Here is an 18470-nt window from a genome sequence, read left to right on the forward strand (position 1 = left end):
TTACAGTGAAGTTCCAGTCTATTTATTTGCAAACTAAAATTAAAATACTTAAATTTGTATTCAAAAAGGAGGGGTACCGCAACTACCCCTCCTGAAATTTCGTAGTAAAACAATAATATTTTATATGAACAATAAATTTTTAACTCGACAAGAGAAAGAAAGCCAACTACTTTCTTTATTAGAACAAGAACAAGACGAACATAGTCTATATCAACTTTTTGAACAACTAGATGAATTATTCTGTTCCTGTCAAATTTTTGAAAATGACTATTAATCTTACTACACAGTAAAGATACAGATACTTTTATCAAAATCAAACGATCTGGTATCTGTATCTTTTTCAAATTTACAATTGTCTAATGTCAGTTATAAAACGATAAAATTTGTACAAGGTACTAGTTTTGCCTTTACTAATACTATCTTCTTTAACTAGACCGGTTTTATAGACATAATATTGTATACCTTCCACTTTCCAATTTTCTCCTTGTGTTATGGAAGTTACTTTGATTGCTTTTTGATTTTTCCCTTCAAAGTTCAGAGTAGTCCATGTTGCAGTGCATTTAGTAGGAGGATCTATTTTTCCACTTAAAGCACTTTTTTCTCCTGGAATAATCCATGTTGCAGTTTTACCTTCTTCAGGTAGTTTAAATATCACTATAGGTTCAGAATAAACATTACGCTTATCTTTACCTAAAATACTAGCGCTTTCTTTTTCTTTCAACACAACCTTATCGTTATCAATTAAAACAACACTTAAAATACTACTTATTTCTTGTCCATCCATAAAAGTAGATTCTTGAATTTGATAATTCTTGCTCCATGTTGGTTTATGATAAATAGTCCTTTTATTCATACTTTTGCTTGGTGCACCAGTTTTATTATTAATAAACTGATATTCTATACCAAATGCAAATGTGTCTGGAACAAAAAAATCTATAGCTGTATACTTTTGTCCAAAAATATTAATAGACAAAGTTGCTAAAAGTACAATCAATATGACTTTAGTTTTCATACTAAAAAGTATTTTTACCTCCGCATGACCAATAGAGGTGGAATACAAAAAGAAGCGGGTCACTGTCCACACTTCGTAAGGTATCGCCAGAAACCCAAAGTATACGCAGACAAGCAACCCGCTAGATATAGCAGGGGCTTGCACCTTGTATACTTATTTGTCAAAACTGGCGATTTTAACGAAGTAAGGCACTTCCGAATTTTCTAAAATGTTTTTGTCCTATAGAACAGCGCAAATATACAATTTTTTGTTATATTTGCATTATATAAAAACCAATATTGATCATGAAAGACAAAGAAGGCAAAGGAATAGAAGTAAACTCTTATATGAGACCGATTGATGATCTGACTCAAGTTTACAGAATCACAGCTGTTAATGACGAAACTGTTGTTGCGCACAAGAAAAACGAACCTGCCACCACTTTTAAGCCATCAGAAATAATAATTGGTGGAGATGAAGATATGATTGAATTTGAAGGAGATATATCACTTCATTCCTTATAATTTTCATCTTTACGTGCTGTATGCCATTGCATTTCCTCATTCCATTCAACTTTAAACTTTGGACTGGGAAAATACAATGGTGCTATTAATTTTACAAATACATCATCATCAAATTTCCCACCTCTTTTCCCCCATTCAAGAACAACTTTATTGTCCTCAATAGGAAGGTTCATCTCTTTGGCTATCTCTTCCAGCTCCAATCTACATTGTTCTGCTGTCTTCTTTATCTCTTTCATCTTTCTTGGCTTCTTAGTTACCTTGTACTTAATAGCAAAATTCAAAAAGTTCTCAAATTCTTCTCCGGTTGTTGTTTCTTTCTTGCTCATGCGATCAGTTCTTTATAAGTTGTACGGTATTCTGTATTGCAAAGTAACAAATTAAATCTGTTATGTTCGCTAATTTTGCGAGTGTTGTATCTAAATACAAACTCATTGACGTATCTCTGAAGATGCTTCGGGCTCATATAATGGTAGATTCCCATATAGCCTCTCTTGAGTAAAGTCCAAAAACCTTCAATAGTATTGGTATGAATACGTCCCATACCATATTGCCCTCTACTATGATCTATTGAATAATGATAGAATAGCTTATCCACTTCATTGTAGCCATGCCACTCATCTGTGTACAGAACTGCATTTCTATCTACAAATTCTATAATCTTAGGAGTTAACTCACTCTTAGAGGTATTTTTAATTACTCTTGCAATCACGTTCCCTTTCCTTTCCAACATTCCTAAAACTGGTGTCTTGTCTTTAAAAGAACGTCCCTGGCATCTTTTGACTTTTTTATCACGATGACGATTTTTGTTCTTTCCACCGACAAAAGTTTCGTCAGCTTCCACTTCATTATTCAATTTACCTTCATTTTTGCAAATTAGACAAATACGAACGCGTTGGAGAATGAACCAAGCTGTCTTTTGAGTGACTTTAATGTCACGAGCAAGTTGCAAAGAAGATATACCTTTCTTATGAGAAAGAATTAGCCAAATTGCCATGAACCACTTTCTCAATGAAAGTTTAGTGTTTTCAAAGATAGTTCCTGTTTTGACATTAAACAGTCTACCAGAGTTCTTACACATATACCTTCCCTTGCTACAAATATAGACTTTAGAGTCAGGATCAAAAGGAGATGTTACTCCTTCTTTCCATCGTAAGCCTTCGAGATACCTTATACAGGATTCTTCTGTCGGGAATGCCTCTAGAAGCTCGAACAATGAATTAAATTCTTTGACATTTATCATAGCTGTATTTATTTGTTATGATAAATTTAACGAATTATTTTTATAAAATCTCGTTTTTGGGGCACAATATGATAAAATTTACTATATTTGCAAAATAAAAACAGAACCCATAAACTGCTCGGGCTCTGTTTTTGAAATTCGTACCTCTAAAAACCGAAAGGAGGTGTTAAAAATGAAAAAAGAACTAATATTTGATGAAATGACAGAACTTGAGAGTGAAATTTCAAATTTTCAATTTTTTGAAAATGAACTCAATGCGGAAGAATTAGCCATTCTTTATTCTGTTATGTATCAAATCAATAAATATCGTTCCTTACTAGGCTAAAGATACGGAGTAAAACTCAGAAAGACACGAGATTTATAATATTTTTCGTGTCTTTTTTGTTTTTATCTCTTCACTGTAAAGTGATATATAGTTACCTTATTTTAAATTCATAACCATCAACACCGGATTATCATCCTCCTTCACATCCTCTAATTCATACTATTATTTTTCAATTTCAGCAATCATTATTATTGGATTATCCTCTTCATCTGATTGTTCAACCAAAGACTTCAGTTCTCCTGATAATTTACCTTGCTTCAAGCGTTCCTTCAATCTAGGCATTTCCAAGATATCAAAGACCAAATTATCCCGGTTCGTACCCCAAGCCAGAACATAATCATCCAGATCCCGATTACGAATCTTTACCCTTGAACATTCTCCGGATTCTTTATCCACCCAATAGGTAAAGTCTGACCTTGGAATATCATTAATCAATATACTGGCAAACCGGGAAGACTCAAATTGCAGATACGGGACTGTTTTCACCTTATCCGCATCTGTCTTCAAAGGATTTTGGATATAAACAGGGTCGAGAATATGACTCTTTGTATCATAAACATATATAGTATCACTCGACGAGATACATAAATAGATACGGTCTCCTAACTTATTGAGCCTTGAAAAAGCTCCAATATTCGTCATCAAATTTCGCGTATCTGTCAGCATTCTCTTTTCCAACAAGACATGATCAACTTTTCCATCTCTCAAAGAAATCGTAAAAGCTCGAATATCATTCGTGATATCATTCGTCGAACAAATGGCCAGAGAATCATTCAAAACATAAAAGCGATCAAATCCTTTTTCACACTTTACACTTCTCAGATACTTCCCCCCATAAGTATAGACCGAGATTCTTTGCTGCGCCACATCTAACAAAAACAACTCTTGCGTCTCTTCATTTACGGAAAAAATACCACCTACAACAAACTCAAAGGGAGCAGCTCCACGTTTTCCTATATTATTTAGGAAAGTACCGTCCAAACCAAATCTATAAATATTTTCTCCAAAAGAAAGAAACAAATCTTTGTCAGTTAAGAAAATACCGGAAAAACTCCATTTACGCGGGATAAGGCTCTTTGTATTCGTTCCTAACTTCAAATAGGAGACTTTGGCTATATCGTTAATCTCAATATCACGTTCGTCTTCATTCGACTTATCGATTAAAAAAGGATAAGAGATTTCCGCTTGAACCTCTACACTATCACATGCAGTCTCCTCCACTGACGCTTTTCTATTTCCACAAGAGAATAGCAGAAAAGAAACACTCACAAAAATAACTGTAACCAATAAAAATAGATTATGTTTCATGGCATATTTTTTTAATTCGATAACACAGATTATTTACATCTAAGATTATTTTTCAAAGATACAAAGCATTACGAACAAATCGTAATAGCAATCACTAAAAAGACTTAATTTTCAGCCCCATCTGTTGAAAATAAAAAGATATGATCGAATAGCATCATCAATCATTTTTCTAACTTCAAACTTTTCGCAAATAATCTCTATCTTTGCACCAGTAAAAGGCAAGCAAAATGAAAATAGTAGCTGACAACACGGTCCCATACCTAAAAGGCGTAGCCGAACCAATCGCAGAAATAAAATACCTCAACTCAAACGAGTTTACTCCTTCAACCATCCACGACGCAGATGCTCTCATTGTACGAAGCATCGACAAATGCACCCGCGAATTATTGGACGAAAGCCGTGTCAAACTGATTACTACAGCGACTATCGGCTTCGATCATATCGACATAAAATATTGTGATGAAGCAGGTATCACCTGGAAAAATGCACCTGGCTGCAATGCAGTCTCGGTTGCACAATACGTATTGGCTTCACTTATCACGATAGCCCTTCGCAGAGGAGAAACGCTTCAAGGGAAAACGATCGGGATAGTCGGTGTAGGGCATGTCGGGAAAGAACTGGAAAAACTGTGTACGGCTTACGGTTTACATATCTTGCGTAATGACCCGCCACGAGCTGAAGAAGAGGGAGCGGCAGGATTCGTTTCGCTGGATACGATCGCAGAAGAAGCTGATATCATCACCTTCCATACACCGTTGACAAAAGAAGGACCTTTTGCAACCCGTCACCTTGCCAACGAAGTTTTTTTCAACAAAACACATAAAAAGCCCTGGTTTGTAAATGCTTCAAGAGGAGCTGTACACGATACGACGGCATTGATAAAAGCTCTGAAATCAGGAAAAATCAGCGAAGCAGTGATAGATTGCTGGGAAAACGAACCGGCGATCGACCGGGAACTGTTAAGTCTTACAGCCGTTGCCACCCCCCATATTGCCGGATTCTCCGCTGATGGCAAAGCCAACGGGACTCGTACCTGCCTGGAAAATATCGAACGTTTCTTCGGTGTGAAAATAGAGAAATTAAGAGAAGTTATGCCGCCAGAGCCTGCCGATCCTGTTATCGATCTCGCCGGAGTGACGGAACATCGTATCGAACACGCAATACTTAAAAGTTTTAGTCCGCTTGGTGTAGACAGAGCACTGAGGGAAACGCCGGAAAAGTTCGAATGGTTCCGGGCAAATTATCATCATCCCCGGGAGTTTGCCGCTTATACGGTAAAGAACGCGACAACAGAAGAGCGGGAACTTTTTGATAAGTTAGGTTTCAAATAATACCATTCTACTATTCACTGCTATGGCGAAAGACAAGTTATTATCACCCGGTTTTTGCTACATATTAACGGCTAATTTTCTGCTGTTTTTTGCATTTTACCTGATACTGCCAATCCTGCCCTTCTATTTACAGGAACGGTTTATGACGGATAAGTCGATGATCGGGTTTATCCTGTCCTGTTATACGATAGCCTGTCTTTGTATCCGTCCGTTTTCCGGATATCTGCTGGATACCTTTGCCCGTCGCCCGTTATATCTACTGGCTTATGCTATATTTATGGTCATTTTTGCCGGATATATGATTGCCAGCGTGTTGAGTATTTTCATTGTGCTGCGTATTCTTCACGGATTCGCATTCGGGATGGTCACGGTATCGGGTAATACGATCGTGATCGACATTCTTCCTTCTTCACGTCGTGGCGAAGGAATTGGATATTACGGGATGGCGAATAATCTGGCAATGAGTTTCGGTCCGATGATCGGATTGTTCATGCATAACAGTTTCAGTTATGAAGTGATTTTCAGTTGCTCGCTGGTTTCCTGCTTCTTGGGATTTATCATGGCTTATCTGGTTAAAACGCCTTACAAGCAACCGGTAAAGAAAGAACCGATTTCGCTCGACCGCTTCTTCCTGGTAAAAGGCCTTTGGGCAGGAATATCACTACTAATGCTTTCCATTCCTTACGGGATGACAACCACCTATGTGGCAATGTATGCCGACGAGATCGGTATATCTGTCAATTCAGGACTTTATTTCACCTTTATGGCGATCGGACTCGCGACTTCCAGGCTGTTTTCCGGCCGGCAAGTAGATAAAGGGCGTATCACACTGGTTATTACATTGGGGATGTATCTGGCATGTGCCAGTTTCTTTGTGCTCGCTTCCCTCGATGCATTGATGAAATGGAATCCGACGTTCACTTCCTATTTATATATAGCCATCGCTTTATCACAAGGTGTTGCTTTCGGAACCATGTTCCCGGCATTCAACACCCTGTTTGTCAATCTGGCACCCAACAGCCAGCGCGGAACGGCAACTTCCACCTACCTCACTAGCTGGGATGTCGGTATCGGAATCGGATTAATGATCGGCGGAAGTATCGCACAGGAATTCGGTGGATTCAACCACGCTTATCTGTTTGGAGCCTGCCTGACAGTTTTATCCACTTTCTTTTTTATCTTCAAGGCTGGACCACATTTCAACAGGAACAAACTCCGGTAAAAAACGGGTTATCGTGCCAAAGATTCTATATAATTACAGATGTTTTCGATTCCTTTTTCACTTTCAATTTGCTCACTGAGCATCGCCGCATTCTTTTTATATTCGGGATTGCTGATCAAGTCACCCATTTTTTGCTCCAGTTCACTTTCCGATACCTTTGCGATCTTCACTCTTTCCGGGCCGACTCCGAGCACCTGGACCCGATACCCCCAATAAGGCTGATCCAGAAGTAAAGGAGTGATCAGCTGAGGTTTCCCGGCACGTGCCACACTATGCGTCGTTCCGCTTCCACCATGATGAATCACGGCGTCGCAATGAGGGAAAATCAGATGATGTGGAATCGGCTTTTGCATCAGGAACAATTGTTCATTCCCCTGCAACGTCTCTCCGGTCTTTGCCCAACCTGAACCGACCACCAGCCGGTATTGCTTCCGTTTGCAGATACGGGCCAGCATACCGCAAAAGCGCTCCCGGTCGTTCGATGTACAGCTACCTAACGTAAAAAAGAGAACCGGTGTCTGTTCCTTTTTGATAAAAGCCATCAATTCCTGATAAGCCTCTTCATCATATTCAAAGGTATCATTGAAACAATACCCGCCTATATTCCAGCGAAAACGTTTGTCCCAGACGGGATCGGTATGTCCCAGATATCGACTGTACAATAAGAAGTTATCACTATTCTTTGCGGCATCCTCCCCAAAGTTACTGATTGGAGCCAATCCGTATTTCCGACGGTTCTTGTTTATCGTATCCTTCACCATATAGTTGGATACCCGGTTCATCATCAGCCAAAGCAATTTAGGTGTAATGATCGGATTGGGTTTCGGATAAGGAAAAGCAGGAGGCGGCATTTTCTCGCCTGGAAGAAAAGGTGCAAAAGAAGTGCGGACGAACGGCTTCTTGCAATACGCGGCAATCCCCGTAGCGGCAAATTCAGTATTAGCAGCTACAAGAACATCGTTCTGTTCCAAAAGCGGAATTACCTGCACAAACTGTTTGTCTATCGCCTCGCGCGTCCACTCAACAATCCTTTTAAAACTCTGTTTATTCTCGGCTGCGTCGGCCATCATCCCGCCAATATTATCAAAATCCTGCAAAACGACTTTTACAGGATATTTCTTTGCCATTTCCTCAAAAACATGGGGAATATTTACCGTTACCTCATGACCCCGTTTAACCAACTCGCGGGCTACAGCCAGATAAGGCAGTACATCGCCTTGCGATCCTCTTGTTACAAGCAGTATTTTCATTCTTCAATATTTTACACGTAGTTTTTTCATCACAAATCAGACTTCTTTGCCTTCTTTGCTATCCGGGAGACATTGTTCTTTTACCTCACAAGCCTCACTTACCTTTTTACCTGCTACCTTCCTTTTAAAAAGCATCCGGACCAAAAAGGCTAAAAATCCTAACAATATACTCATTAACATAATGAGAGCAAAGAAAGGAGATATAAACATATCCGTCAATGTCTATTTTTCACATTCGATATTCTATTATTAATAATGTCATTTTACCATACACTAATATACAGATAGTTATTACACCTCCGAAATGTCGATTCTTAATAATGGAATATTGATTCTGAAAGATAGCTATTGTTTGGTACAAAGTTATATCAGTACTTTGTATCATCAAAATTAAACAATAAAAAGAAAAGTAAATGAACAAGTATTTATTGCGCAACTTTCTTTATGTTATCTGCATGGTCCCCTTCTTGTTTGCCTGCGATGACAATGATGATGAGGGCGGTTCCGAATTAAACGGAATCTATTCCAATAAGTTGAGTACACCGGAAGGTGGCAATACACTGAACCTGACTTACAGTGGACATGAGTTCATCGGTAAGGACGTCTCTTTCAAACTAACCGGTAACAATGCGGCAACCATTACACTGCATTACGTCCTCCCCGGGGAAGCCGCAACATTGCTGGAGAACGTAGCAGTTACTTCCGGAAGCAACAGTTACTCTTTTTCAGGAAACGGAACCGGAAACAACGGCACTACTTTCGCTTACAGAGGGAATGTTGAAAAAGGCAAGATGACATTCGATCTGACCAATGTAAAAATCGCATCGAACCAACTGACTTCAAATGGGACATGGTATCCGGTGCAAGGTGGGGAATCTATTGAAACAGACCCTGTTTTGGGAGAATATACTTTGATGCGCCATGCCTTTCATATGGTAACTGACAATGCTCTTCTGGGACAGGTAGTTCCCATACTGGAGCCTATTGCAGGAAACCTGATCTGCTGGTTTATCAATGAAGTCTCTTTCAATCCGGATGGCAATATCACAGCCCGCTACGCCACCATGCCGGAAGGCAAAGCTATTGGAGATTTGATAAGCATTCCCCCGGACAGAAAAGACAGCGAATGGCTCACTTCGCCGATCAATCTGGCTTCTTATTATGTAAAAGACGACTCGGAACTTTATATAGTCCCCAACATCGATATGATTCTTTACCAGATTCAACAGAATAAGACTAAGGCAGACGGCGGCCTCGACGCTTCCGTTATCGCAGCCATTTACCAGCAGCTTAATAAATGGAGTACTACCGGTATCCGGATGAATATCCGCAAAAATTCGGAAGCCCCTTACAGCAGCATGGGCGGACAAATCGCTTATAAGGGAGATATATTCCTATATCTGGATAAAGATGAAATTGCAGCTTTCCTTCCGCTGTTACCCTTAATAAAAGATCTTCTGCCGGAAGAAATAATTGGCGGACCAATGGGACCGATGATAACATCTTTGCTTGAAATGCTTGCCAGTAGCCTGCAACAAACAAAAACACTGGAACTAGGCATGATGCTAAGCAAACAAAAGGAGATACAATAATAAATAAAGAGTACAGACATGAAAAAATATACAATACTATTTTTACTTGCCTTCCTGACCGGTCCTGCTTTCGGACAGATCATGAAAGGATTCGTATATGACAAGGAGACCAATGAGCCATTGGCGGGAGTCAATATTACCTATAAAAGGATCACGGGAGAAACAAACGGTACAATTTCCGAAGCAGACGGTTCTTATCAGATCAACCTTCCGGAAGGGGGTGTCGACCTGCTGTTCAGTTACATCGGTTATGAGAACGAACAGGTCCCGGTAGTAATCAACCGGAATGAAACGAAGACAAGAAATATATTCATGCAGGTAAAAGCCAACCTGTTGGGAGATGTGGTAGTCAGTGCCGGACGTTTTGAACAAAAACTAAGCAATGTCACCGTCTCCATGGATTTACTGAAGGCCGAAGATATTACCAAGCAAGCGCCAACCGACCTGAGTGCCACACTGAATACAATGCCGGGAGTCGATATCAACGACAAACAGCCTTCTATCCGTGGTGGTAACGGCTGGACCTACGGCGTCGGTTCACGAAGCCTTGTGCTGATCGACGGAATGAGTGCGCTAACTTCGGGTACAGGAATCATTAACTGGAATATCGTTCCGCTGGAAAATATCGAACAGGTAGAAGTTATGAAAGGGGCCTCTTCCGTACTGTACGGTTCGTCTGCCCTGAACGGTGTAATCAACATCCGGACCAAACGGCCAAGCCTGACACCGGTAACGACCTTGCGTGCTTATTTAGGTATTTACGGCGATCCCGACAACGAGGAATACCGGTGGAGCGACAAATCTTTTTGGAAAGAAGGTAAATATGAGGTAGAGCCATTCCTGCGTAAAAACGTATTCTCCGGTATCCGCAACCCGATTTATGAAGGGATAGACTTCTCACATGCCCGCCGCATCGGAAACTTCGACGTATCGGCCGGACTGAATATGTTTACCGACGAAGGATATAAAAAACAAGGTTACAACAAACGGTTTCGTGCCGGCGGTAACCTGACTTACCATCAGCCGATGAAAGACGGCAATTTGCTGAACTATGGTTTCAACGTAAACTTCATGAGTGACAAATATGCCGATTTCTTCCTCTGGCGTTCGCCGAAAGATGTTTATGAACCGTCTCCCATTGCCAATATGGGACGCGAAGCAAATACTTTCTACATCGACCCGTTCTTTAATTTTACAAACCCGAATAATAATACCTCCCACAAGGTAAAGGCCCGCTTCTATTACCGCGGTGACAATATTGCAGACGGCTCGAACAGCGGGAAGTCGATCACGGACATTTTGGGAAATATGGGTACTGATGTCAATGCCATTACCGGTATTGTGCAAAACGTACAAAACGGCGATTACAGCATGCTCTATCCAATCATCCAGCCGGCTTTGCAAGGCGACCTTAACGGACTGGTAAACGGAACAACCAATCTGCTGGGAAGTATTTTCCCGACAGCGACTACAGCCGATTACTGTGACCTGCTTTCATGGGTGATGAAACGTGGTATTCCTAGCAGTACCTCCGACCTGATCCCTTGGTTGTCCAATGCGATCAACCCGAAAGCTGCCCCGGTAACCATCGACAAGAATTATACGTATTATCTGGATTACCAGTTCAACAAAAAATGGGACAACGGTACACAGATCACAGCCGGAGCCACTTACGAACATATGCGAAGCACCTCTGTAACGACAGGCAATCACGACAGCGACAATGCAGCCCTGTTCTTCCAGTATGACCAACGCTTTTTCGACCGCCTGAGCGTGTCTGCCGGTATGCGTGCCGAATATTATCGTGTGGACGATTTCCTTCGTGAAGCCGACACAAAGATATTCGGAGCTAAAGTACCTGTCAAACCTATCTTCCGTGCAGGTTTGAATTACCAACTGGCTGATTACAGCTTTATCCGGGCCAGTTTCGGACAAGGCTATCGTTATCCTTCTCTGACCGAGAAATATGCCCGCAAGGATATCGGTGGAGTCGGTGTATTCCCGAACAATGAAGTAAAGGCAGAAAAAGGGGTAAATGCAGAACTGGGTTTCAAACAAGGATATAAATTCGGTAATCTGATGGGATTCTTCGATGTGGCCGGTTTCTATACGCAATATACGGACATGATCGAATTCCGTTTCGGCTTCTTCGACCCCAACTCTTATGCCTATGCCAACAGTACACAGGAAATCCTGGGTATCATCGCCAAAGGTCAGATGCCGGGTATCGGTGCACAATTCTACAATGTTTCCAAAGCACGCATCTATGGGGCAGAGATAAGTACAAACGGTTTCTACAACTTCAATCCCGACACCAAGTTATCTTATAACCTGGGATATGTTTTCATCGAACCCGAGGATATCGATTACAAGGAAAAGAATGAAATCGAAGCACAATATAACGACCCTCTCCGTGCCAAGGAAAAATCCAACGACTCCAAATATCTGAAATATCGTCAGAAACACACGGTGAAAGGTGTGCTTGATCTCCAGTGGAAACGCCTGAACCTGGGTATGAATGTGACTTGGAAGAGTAAGATGCTGGCAGTCGATTATCTGATGGTAGACGAACGCGAAAAAGAACAGCCGGATGCCATGGAGTATATCCGTCAGCTGCTGTATGGAAATATCGGCGGAGAAACGCTTAATACATACTGGAAAGAAAAGAATACGGACTATTGTGTAGTCGACCTGCGTGCCGGCGTAAAGATAACGAAAGACGTATCATTCCAGTTTATGATCAACAATCTCTTTAATAAAGAATATTGCACACGCCCGATGCTGGTATCGGCACCACGTACTTATGTGATGCAATTGAACATGACATTCTGATTAAACCACTAATAGATGAAAAGCCCTGCCGGATCAAGAAATTACCGGTAGGGCTTAATTTTTTATACCTTTTTCTTACTATTTCAATAAGTCATCAATCACATGCGGATAATGAGCATATTCCAATGCATGCACTTTAGTAGCCACTTCTTCAGGGGTATCGGCAGGCAACACCTCACATTTAGCCTGGAAAATGATATCACCTTCATCGTAATTCTCATTTATATAATGTATCGTTATGCCTGACTCTTTCTCGCCGGCAGCAACGACAGCCTCATGCACATGCATCCCATACATTCCCTTTCCGCCATGTTTAGGTAACAGAGCCGGATGAATATTGATGATTTTACCCGGATAAGCTGTCAGTAACGCATCTGAAATCTTATTCATAAAACCAGCCAGAACAATCAAATCGATCTGATATTCCGCCAGTTTCGCCAAAATGGGGGTTCCTTCCACAAATTCGTCGCGGGAAAACACAAAAGACGGAATTCCCAGATTATTGACGCGTGCATGAACGCCCACATTCTTATTATTGGACAAAACAACCGCGACTTTAACGGTTTCACTTTTAGAGAAGTACCGGGCGATATTTTCCGCGTTTGTACCCGAACCGGAGGCAAAAATTGCTACGTTTTTCATATTTTCCTATGTTTTAGTGCACACGAAAAGAAAAAATGTGCAGTTTTCCGCATTTTTAGTGCATTAAATTTGTTTTGTAACATAAAAAATTCTTTTCTTTGCACTGCAAATTTAAAAAGTATATTCGTATTTATTAATCTAAATTGAAAAAGTTATGTCTGAAGTTGCATCTAGAGTAAAGGCTATCATCGTTGACAAATTAAGTGTTGAAGAAACAGAAGTTACAAACGAAGCGAGCTTTACTAATGATTTAGGAGCAGACTCTCTTGACACTGTAGAATTGATTATGGAATTCGAAAAAGAATTCGGTATCTCAATTCCTGATGATCAGGCAGAAAAGATTACAACAGTAGGCGATGCAGTCGCTTATATCGAAGCTAACGCGAAGTAATCAATCCTTTTAATTAAAGGTATGGAATTAAAAAGAGTTGTAGTAACAGGTCTTGGAGCCATTACTCCTCTTGGTAATACCCTCGCAGAAACCTGGGAGGGCCTTATCAATGGGAAGAGTGGAGCGGGACCTATTACTCATTTTGATGCATCAAAATTTAAAACGCACTTTGCCTGCGAAGTTAAAGGTTTTGATCCGTTAGAGGTGATGGACCGTAAGGAAGCTCGCAAATGCGACCGCTATAGTTTATTAGCTATCAGCGCAGCCAAACAGGCTGTTGCAGATGCAGCTATGGACTTGGAGAATGAGAATAAAGATCGTATCGGTGTTATTTTCGCTGCCGGAATCGGTGGTATCAGGACTTTTGAAGAAGAAGTTGCCGGTTATGAAAAAACAAAAGACACCATCGGTCCGAAATTCAACCCGTTCTTCATTCCTAAAATGATTGCAGATATTGCAGCAGGACATATTTCAATGATGTACGGTTTCCGTGGTCCGAACTTTGCGACTGTTTCAGCATGTGCATCTTCAACCAATGCTATTGCCGATGCTTTCAATTACATTCGTTTAGGAAAAGCAAATGCAATTGTTACAGGTGGTGCAGAAGCTGCTATTGCGGCTCCCGGTCTTGGCGGTTTTAATGCGATGAACGCCCTTTCAACCCGAAACGAATCACCGGAAACAGCTTCGCGCCCATTCAGCGCAAGTCGCGACGGATTTGTAATGGGTGAAGGTGCAGCCTGTCTGATTCTTGAAGAGATGGAACATGCATTGGCCAGAGGCGCTAAGATCTATGGTGAAATTGTTGGTGCAGGTATGTCGGCAGACGCTTACCACCTGACAGCTTCTCATCCGGAAGGTCTGGGTGCAAAACTGGTGATGAAGAATGCTCTTGAAGACGCAGAGATGAAACCGGAAGAGATAGACTATATCAATGTTCACGGCACTTCTACCCCGGTAGGAGACATCTCGGAAGCGAAAGCTATTCTGGATGTATTCGGCGAACATGCCTATAAGCTGAACATCAGTTCAACGAAGTCTATGACTGGACACTTACTGGGTGCAGCCGGAGCATTGGAAGCAATTGCTTGTATTATGGCTGTTAATGAAGATATTGTTCCTCCGACTATCAATCATGAAGAAGGAGACAATGATCCTGAAATCGATTACAATCTGAACTTCACGTTCAATAAAGCACAAAAAAGAACGGTTAACGCAGCACTGTCCAATACCTTCGGGTTCGGTGGCCACAATGCCAGCATGATTGTAAAAAAATTTGTGAAGTAAAGTGTTTACACAATTATACAAAAAGATAAGGCTCCTCAAACATAAGAATAAGGAGCCTTATTCTTCTTTATATAAAATACTGGGATTTTACCCCGATAACATCCACGTTTACGAACAGGCCTTCCTGCACAAATCTTCCTCTGTGGAAGCCAGCGATGGAAAATGGCTGAACAACGAACGACTGGAGTTCTTGGGTGATGCCGTATTGGATGCCGTCGTGGCAGACATTGTATACAAACATTTTCAAAATAAACGGGAAGGTTTCCTGACCAATACCCGTTCCAAAATCGTTCAACGCGAAACACTCAATCGCGTAGCCGTTGAATTGGGACTCGACAAGATGGTTGTCTACTCAGCCAAACTGAGTTCTCACAATAATCATATGTATGGCAATGCACTGGAAGCACTGATCGGAGCAATCTATCTGGATCAGGGATACCGTATGTGTTATCATTTTGTAGAAGATGTAATCATCAATAAATACATCGACCTGGATAATATCGCCCGTAAAGAAGTAAACTTCAAATCCAGTCTGATCGAATGGAGCCAGAAGAACAAACTGGAAATTACATTTGAGCTGATAGAATCGTTTACTGACAATGACGGAAATCCGGTCTTCCAAACGGGCGTCACACTGGCCGACACGCAGATAGGCGTCGGTATCGGTTATTCCAAGAAGGAATCACAGCAGAACGCGGCAAAGATGGCAATCAAAAAATTGCGTACGGATAAAGTATTCCAGCAGTTTATTTCCGAACTGAAAAAGAAACAGACCGGCGAAACAACTGCCGAACATGAGTTTGAAGATCTCCCGGAGGAAGATACGACAACGGAGCAGGAACAGGCTCCGATCAAACAAATGACAAGTAACAGTCCGCAGTGTATTGATGCCACAATCAATGAAGAAGTTCGGTAATTACTTACCGAACGAAATCCCCATTCTTTCTCCCTGAATGATCAGGTCGTGTTCCGGAATGACCAGTTTCAATTTACCTGCCACCTCCGATAAGGCTATTGATTCCACATTATTTCCTTTCATGCAGACCATACGCCCGAACTGATGGTTGGCTATCAACTCCGTCGCATGCCCTCCCAGACGGGTTGCCAGGTTACGATCGAAAGGGGAAGGATTACCGCCACGCTGGATATATCCCAACACCGTATCACGGGATTCTATGCCGGTTGCCGCCTCAATCGTACGGGTGATATAATCGGAAGGACGTTTTTTGTCGGGCGTTTCCACTCCTTCGGCAACAACAACAATCGAATAGGGTTTACCACGATGGGCACGGTCAAGGATCGTCTGATTTACTTTGTCCATATCATATCCCAGTTCGGGAAGCAGGATCACATCCGCTCCTCCCGCCATTCCGGCATAAAGGGCGATCCAGCCGGCATGATGCCCCATCACTTCCACAACCATGACCCTCTTATGTGAACTGGCAGTAGAATGCAAGCGGTCGATCGCATCCGTCGCAATATTGACAGCCGTATCGAAACCGAACGTTATATCCGTTCCCCACACATCATTATCAATTGTTTTAGGAACGCCGATGATGTTCAGACCGAGGGCTGAGAGCATTCCGGCTGTCTTCTGTGTACCGTTTCCACCGATGCAAACCAGGCAATCTAATCCTAATTCTTCATAATTCTGTATAATAATCTGGGGTTTTTCACTTTCACCGGAGGCAAGTAATTTACGGAACGGTTTTTCACGGGAAGTACCCAGGATCGTTCCGCCCAGGTTCAGGATACCAGAAAGGCTGCGTTCGTCGAACGATTGAATATCCTTGTTCAACAAGCCAACAAAACCACTATGAATTCCGATCACTTCCATGCCATAATGCATTATGGCCGTTTTACCGACACCACGAATCGTTGCGTTTATACCGGGACAATCACCTCCCGAAGAAAGGATACCTATTTTCATTGTTTTGTTAATTATGTATACGACAAAGATATAAATAAAAAGAGAATGCCTACATTTGCAACCGATACAAATAAAAAGAGCATGGATATTTTAACAAATACAATATCACTACTCTTCCGCCCCCGTCAAAAGGAGATAGAAAAATATGGGCAGGAGACCGACCGGCTGCAACGCAAGCAGCTACGGTCGTTATTATCGGCAGCCCGCAACACGGAATGGGGGTTGAAATATGATTATAAAAGTATCAAAAGATATGAAGATTTCTGCCAGCGTGTCCCGTTGCAGATATATGACGACATAAAGCCTTACGTCACACGGATGATTAATGGAGAAAGGAACATACTCTGGCCTTCGGTAGTCAAGTGGTACGCCAAAAGCAGCGGCACCACGAACGACAAGAGTAAATTCCTTCCCGTCACTCCGGAAATATTGCAGGGCTGTCACTACAAAGGTGGTTTCGACACGGTTGCCCTCTATCTGAGAAATAATCCGGAAAGTCATTTTTTCTCCAAAAAAGGATTGATTCTGGGCGGTAGCCACAGTCCTTCTCCTCTAAATCAAAAATCCCATTGCGGCGACCTGTCCGCAGTTCTGCTACAGAACCTGAATCCGCTGGTCAACCTGATGCGTGTTCCGGCTAAACGGATCATTCTGATGGATGAATGGGAAAGCAAAATAAAAGCGATTGTAGACAGTACGTGGAATAAGGATGTAAACAGTCTTTCCGGTGTTCCTTCATGGATGCTGGTATTAATCAAGTCTGTTCTGAAAAAGACCGGACGGGACTATCTGACCGAAGTCTGGCCCAATATGGAAGTATTTTTCCATGGAGGTATCAGCTTCGAACCTTACCGGGAACAATATAAAGCCCTCATTCCTTCGGACAAGATGCATTATATGGAAACGTACAATGCTTCAGAAGGATTTTTCGGCATACAGGATGATCCGGCGGATCAGAGTTTGCTGTTGATGCAAGATTACGGTGTATTCTACGAGTTTATCCCTATGTCGAAAGTCGGTATGCCCAATCCGACCATTCTGCCGCTGGAAGCAGTGGAGACAGGAAAAAACTACGCGATGGTCATCACGACCTCCGGCGGACTATGGCGTTACCAGATTGGAGATACGGTACGTTTTACCTCTCTTTTCCCGCATAAATTCGTTATTTCGGGAAGAACCAAGCATTATATCAATGCTTTCGGAGAGGAGTTGATGGTCGATAATGCCGACAAAGCGATCAGTAAGGTCAGCCGACAGACCGGAGCTATCGTCAAAGAATATACAGCAGCCCCTCTTTTTATGCTCGACAAGGCGAAAGGCCGTCATCAATGGTTTATCGAATTTGAAAAGATGCCTCCTTCCATGGAAGAGTTCGCTTCATTACTAGATAAAACATTACAGGAATTAAACTCGGACTATGAGGCCAAACGTTACAAGGAAATATCTCTTCAACCGCTGGAAATCACAATCGCCCATGAAGGTGCCTTCTACGAATGGCTCAAAGAAAAAGGTAAATTAGGCGGCCAGCACAAAATTCCACGCCTCAGCAACGATCGGACACATATCGAACAATTGCTGGCTATCAATAAGCAGTTATCCTGATTA

The 18470-nt window shown here is 41.8% G+C and carries 17 protein-coding genes; 10 read left to right on the forward strand and 7 right to left on the reverse strand.

The window, feature by feature from the left end; genetic code table 11:
- Positions 1 to 346 precede the first annotated feature (346 nt).
- Positions 347 to 1012: a hypothetical protein gene (locus K6V26_RS21510; RefSeq protein ID WP_122333451.1), complete on the reverse strand. Its 666-nt coding sequence runs from the start codon at positions 1010 to 1012 to the stop codon at positions 347 to 349.
- A 284-nt stretch (positions 1013 to 1296) separates the two neighbouring features.
- On the opposite strand from K6V26_RS21510, the gene K6V26_RS21515 reads away from it, so the two are divergent.
- Complete coding sequence (locus tag K6V26_RS21515) at positions 1297 to 1515, forward strand: hypothetical protein (RefSeq protein WP_224263809.1); 219 nt, start codon at positions 1297 to 1299, stop codon at positions 1513 to 1515.
- Here K6V26_RS21515 and K6V26_RS21520 read toward each other — a convergent pair.
- Entirely contained in the window at positions 1503 to 1841 is a 339-nt protein-coding gene (locus tag K6V26_RS21520) for a hypothetical protein (RefSeq protein WP_224263810.1), read from the reverse strand. The two genes, K6V26_RS21515 and K6V26_RS21520, sit on opposite strands and share 13 nt — an antisense overlap.
- Positions 1838 to 2755 (reverse strand): IS1595 family transposase, encoded by a 918-nt coding sequence (locus K6V26_RS21525; RefSeq protein ID WP_224263811.1) that lies wholly within the window; start codon positions 2753 to 2755, stop codon positions 1838 to 1840. The genes K6V26_RS21520 and K6V26_RS21525 overlap by 4 nt, the downstream gene beginning before the upstream one ends.
- A gap of 172 nt (positions 2756 to 2927) precedes the next feature.
- On the opposite strand from K6V26_RS21525, the gene K6V26_RS21530 reads away from it, so the two are divergent.
- Entirely contained in the window at positions 2928 to 3080 is a 153-nt protein-coding gene (locus K6V26_RS21530; protein WP_224263812.1) for a hypothetical protein, read from the forward strand.
- A gap of 162 nt (positions 3081 to 3242) precedes the next feature.
- Here K6V26_RS21530 and K6V26_RS21535 read toward each other — a convergent pair whose 3' ends face one another.
- Positions 3243 to 4388, reverse strand: a complete 1146-nt coding sequence (locus K6V26_RS21535; protein WP_224263813.1) for a 6-bladed beta-propeller — start codon at positions 4386 to 4388, stop codon at positions 3243 to 3245.
- A gap of 227 nt (positions 4389 to 4615) precedes the next feature.
- Here K6V26_RS21535 and pdxB point away from each other — a divergent pair, with 227 nt between their 5' ends.
- Complete coding sequence (gene pdxB, locus K6V26_RS21540) at positions 4616 to 5719, forward strand: 4-phosphoerythronate dehydrogenase PdxB (protein WP_224263814.1); 1104 nt, start codon at positions 4616 to 4618, stop codon at positions 5717 to 5719.
- A gap of 22 nt (positions 5720 to 5741) precedes the next feature.
- On the forward strand, positions 5742 to 6941 hold the full coding sequence (locus tag K6V26_RS21545) for an MFS transporter (RefSeq protein WP_224263815.1): 1200 nt from the start codon (positions 5742 to 5744) through the stop codon (positions 6939 to 6941).
- Positions 6942 to 6949: 8 nt separating this feature from the next.
- Here the strand turns inward: K6V26_RS21545 and K6V26_RS21550 are convergent, their stop codons facing one another.
- Complete coding sequence (locus K6V26_RS21550) at positions 6950 to 8191, reverse strand: glycosyltransferase (RefSeq protein ID WP_009860673.1); 1242 nt, start codon at positions 8189 to 8191, stop codon at positions 6950 to 6952.
- 413 nt (positions 8192 to 8604) lie between these two features.
- Between K6V26_RS21550 and K6V26_RS21555 the strand changes: the two genes are divergently transcribed.
- Positions 8605 to 9783 (forward strand): DUF4925 domain-containing protein, encoded by a 1179-nt coding sequence (locus K6V26_RS21555; RefSeq protein WP_224263816.1) that lies wholly within the window; start codon positions 8605 to 8607, stop codon positions 9781 to 9783.
- Positions 9784 to 9801: 18 nt separating this feature from the next.
- Positions 9802 to 12615, forward strand: a complete 2814-nt coding sequence (locus K6V26_RS21560) for a TonB-dependent receptor (protein WP_224263817.1) — start codon at positions 9802 to 9804, stop codon at positions 12613 to 12615.
- Between the two features lie 78 nt (positions 12616 to 12693).
- Here the strand turns inward: K6V26_RS21560 and purN are convergent, their stop codons facing one another.
- Positions 12694 to 13257 (reverse strand): phosphoribosylglycinamide formyltransferase, encoded by a 564-nt coding sequence (gene purN / locus K6V26_RS21565; protein ID WP_009860669.1) that lies wholly within the window; start codon positions 13255 to 13257, stop codon positions 12694 to 12696.
- Between the two features lie 154 nt (positions 13258 to 13411).
- Here purN and K6V26_RS21570 point away from each other — a divergent pair, with 154 nt between their 5' ends.
- Genes K6V26_RS21570 through rnc form a run of 3 tightly spaced genes read left to right on the forward strand, consistent with a single transcriptional unit; the run spans position 13412 to position 15851 of the window.
- Positions 13412 to 13648 (forward strand): acyl carrier protein, encoded by a 237-nt coding sequence (locus K6V26_RS21570; protein ID WP_009860668.1) that lies wholly within the window; start codon positions 13412 to 13414, stop codon positions 13646 to 13648.
- Between the two features lie 21 nt (positions 13649 to 13669).
- Entirely contained in the window at positions 13670 to 14935 is a 1266-nt protein-coding gene (gene fabF / locus K6V26_RS21575) for a beta-ketoacyl-ACP synthase II (protein ID WP_009860667.1), read from the forward strand.
- Between the two features lies 1 nt (position 14936).
- Positions 14937 to 15851, forward strand: a complete 915-nt coding sequence (gene rnc / locus K6V26_RS21580) for a ribonuclease III (protein WP_195585100.1) — start codon at positions 14937 to 14939, stop codon at positions 15849 to 15851.
- Here the strand turns inward: rnc and K6V26_RS21585 are convergent, their stop codons facing one another.
- Entirely contained in the window at positions 15852 to 16865 is a 1014-nt protein-coding gene (locus K6V26_RS21585) for an ATP-dependent 6-phosphofructokinase (RefSeq protein ID WP_224263818.1), read from the reverse strand.
- Between the two features lie 81 nt (positions 16866 to 16946).
- On the opposite strand from K6V26_RS21585, the gene K6V26_RS21590 reads away from it, so the two are divergent.
- Entirely contained in the window at positions 16947 to 18467 is a 1521-nt protein-coding gene (locus tag K6V26_RS21590; protein ID WP_224265862.1) for a GH3 auxin-responsive promoter family protein, read from the forward strand.
- Positions 18468 to 18470: the final 3 nt, after the last annotated feature.

The sequence above is a fragment of the Parabacteroides goldsteinii genome, from assembly GCF_020091425.1.
GTDB lineage: Bacteria > Bacteroidota > Bacteroidia > Bacteroidales > Tannerellaceae > Parabacteroides > Parabacteroides goldsteinii.

Coding starts and splice junctions, on each gene's coding strand:
- K6V26_RS21510 (WP_122333451.1), bottom strand. CDS start 1,012: ATGAAAACTAAAGTCATATTGATTGTACTTTTAGCAACTTTGTCTATT.
- K6V26_RS21515 (WP_224263809.1), top strand. CDS start 1,297: ATGAAAGACAAAGAAGGCAAAGGAATAGAAGTAAACTCTTATATGAGA.
- K6V26_RS21520 (WP_224263810.1), bottom strand. CDS start 1,841: ATGAGCAAGAAAGAAACAACAACCGGAGAAGAATTTGAGAACTTTTTG.
- K6V26_RS21525 (WP_224263811.1), bottom strand. CDS start 2,755: ATGATAAATGTCAAAGAATTTAATTCATTGTTCGAGCTTCTAGAGGCA.
- K6V26_RS21530 (WP_224263812.1), top strand. CDS start 2,928: ATGAAAAAAGAACTAATATTTGATGAAATGACAGAACTTGAGAGTGAA.
- K6V26_RS21535 (WP_224263813.1), bottom strand. CDS start 4,388: ATGAAACATAATCTATTTTTATTGGTTACAGTTATTTTTGTGAGTGTT.
- pdxB (WP_224263814.1), top strand. CDS start 4,616: ATGAAAATAGTAGCTGACAACACGGTCCCATACCTAAAAGGCGTAGCC.
- K6V26_RS21545 (WP_224263815.1), top strand. CDS start 5,742: ATGGCGAAAGACAAGTTATTATCACCCGGTTTTTGCTACATATTAACG.
- K6V26_RS21550 (WP_009860673.1), bottom strand. CDS start 8,191: ATGAAAATACTGCTTGTAACAAGAGGATCGCAAGGCGATGTACTGCCT.
- K6V26_RS21555 (WP_224263816.1), top strand. CDS start 8,605: ATGAACAAGTATTTATTGCGCAACTTTCTTTATGTTATCTGCATGGTC.
- K6V26_RS21560 (WP_224263817.1), top strand. CDS start 9,802: ATGAAAAAATATACAATACTATTTTTACTTGCCTTCCTGACCGGTCCT.
- purN (WP_009860669.1), bottom strand. CDS start 13,257: ATGAAAAACGTAGCAATTTTTGCCTCCGGTTCGGGTACAAACGCGGAA.
- K6V26_RS21570 (WP_009860668.1), top strand. CDS start 13,412: ATGTCTGAAGTTGCATCTAGAGTAAAGGCTATCATCGTTGACAAATTA.
- fabF (WP_009860667.1), top strand. CDS start 13,670: ATGGAATTAAAAAGAGTTGTAGTAACAGGTCTTGGAGCCATTACTCCT.
- K6V26_RS21585 (WP_224263818.1), bottom strand. CDS start 16,865: ATGAAAATAGGTATCCTTTCTTCGGGAGGTGATTGTCCCGGTATAAAC.
- K6V26_RS21590 (WP_224265862.1), top strand. CDS start 16,947: ATGGATATTTTAACAAATACAATATCACTACTCTTCCGCCCCCGTCAA.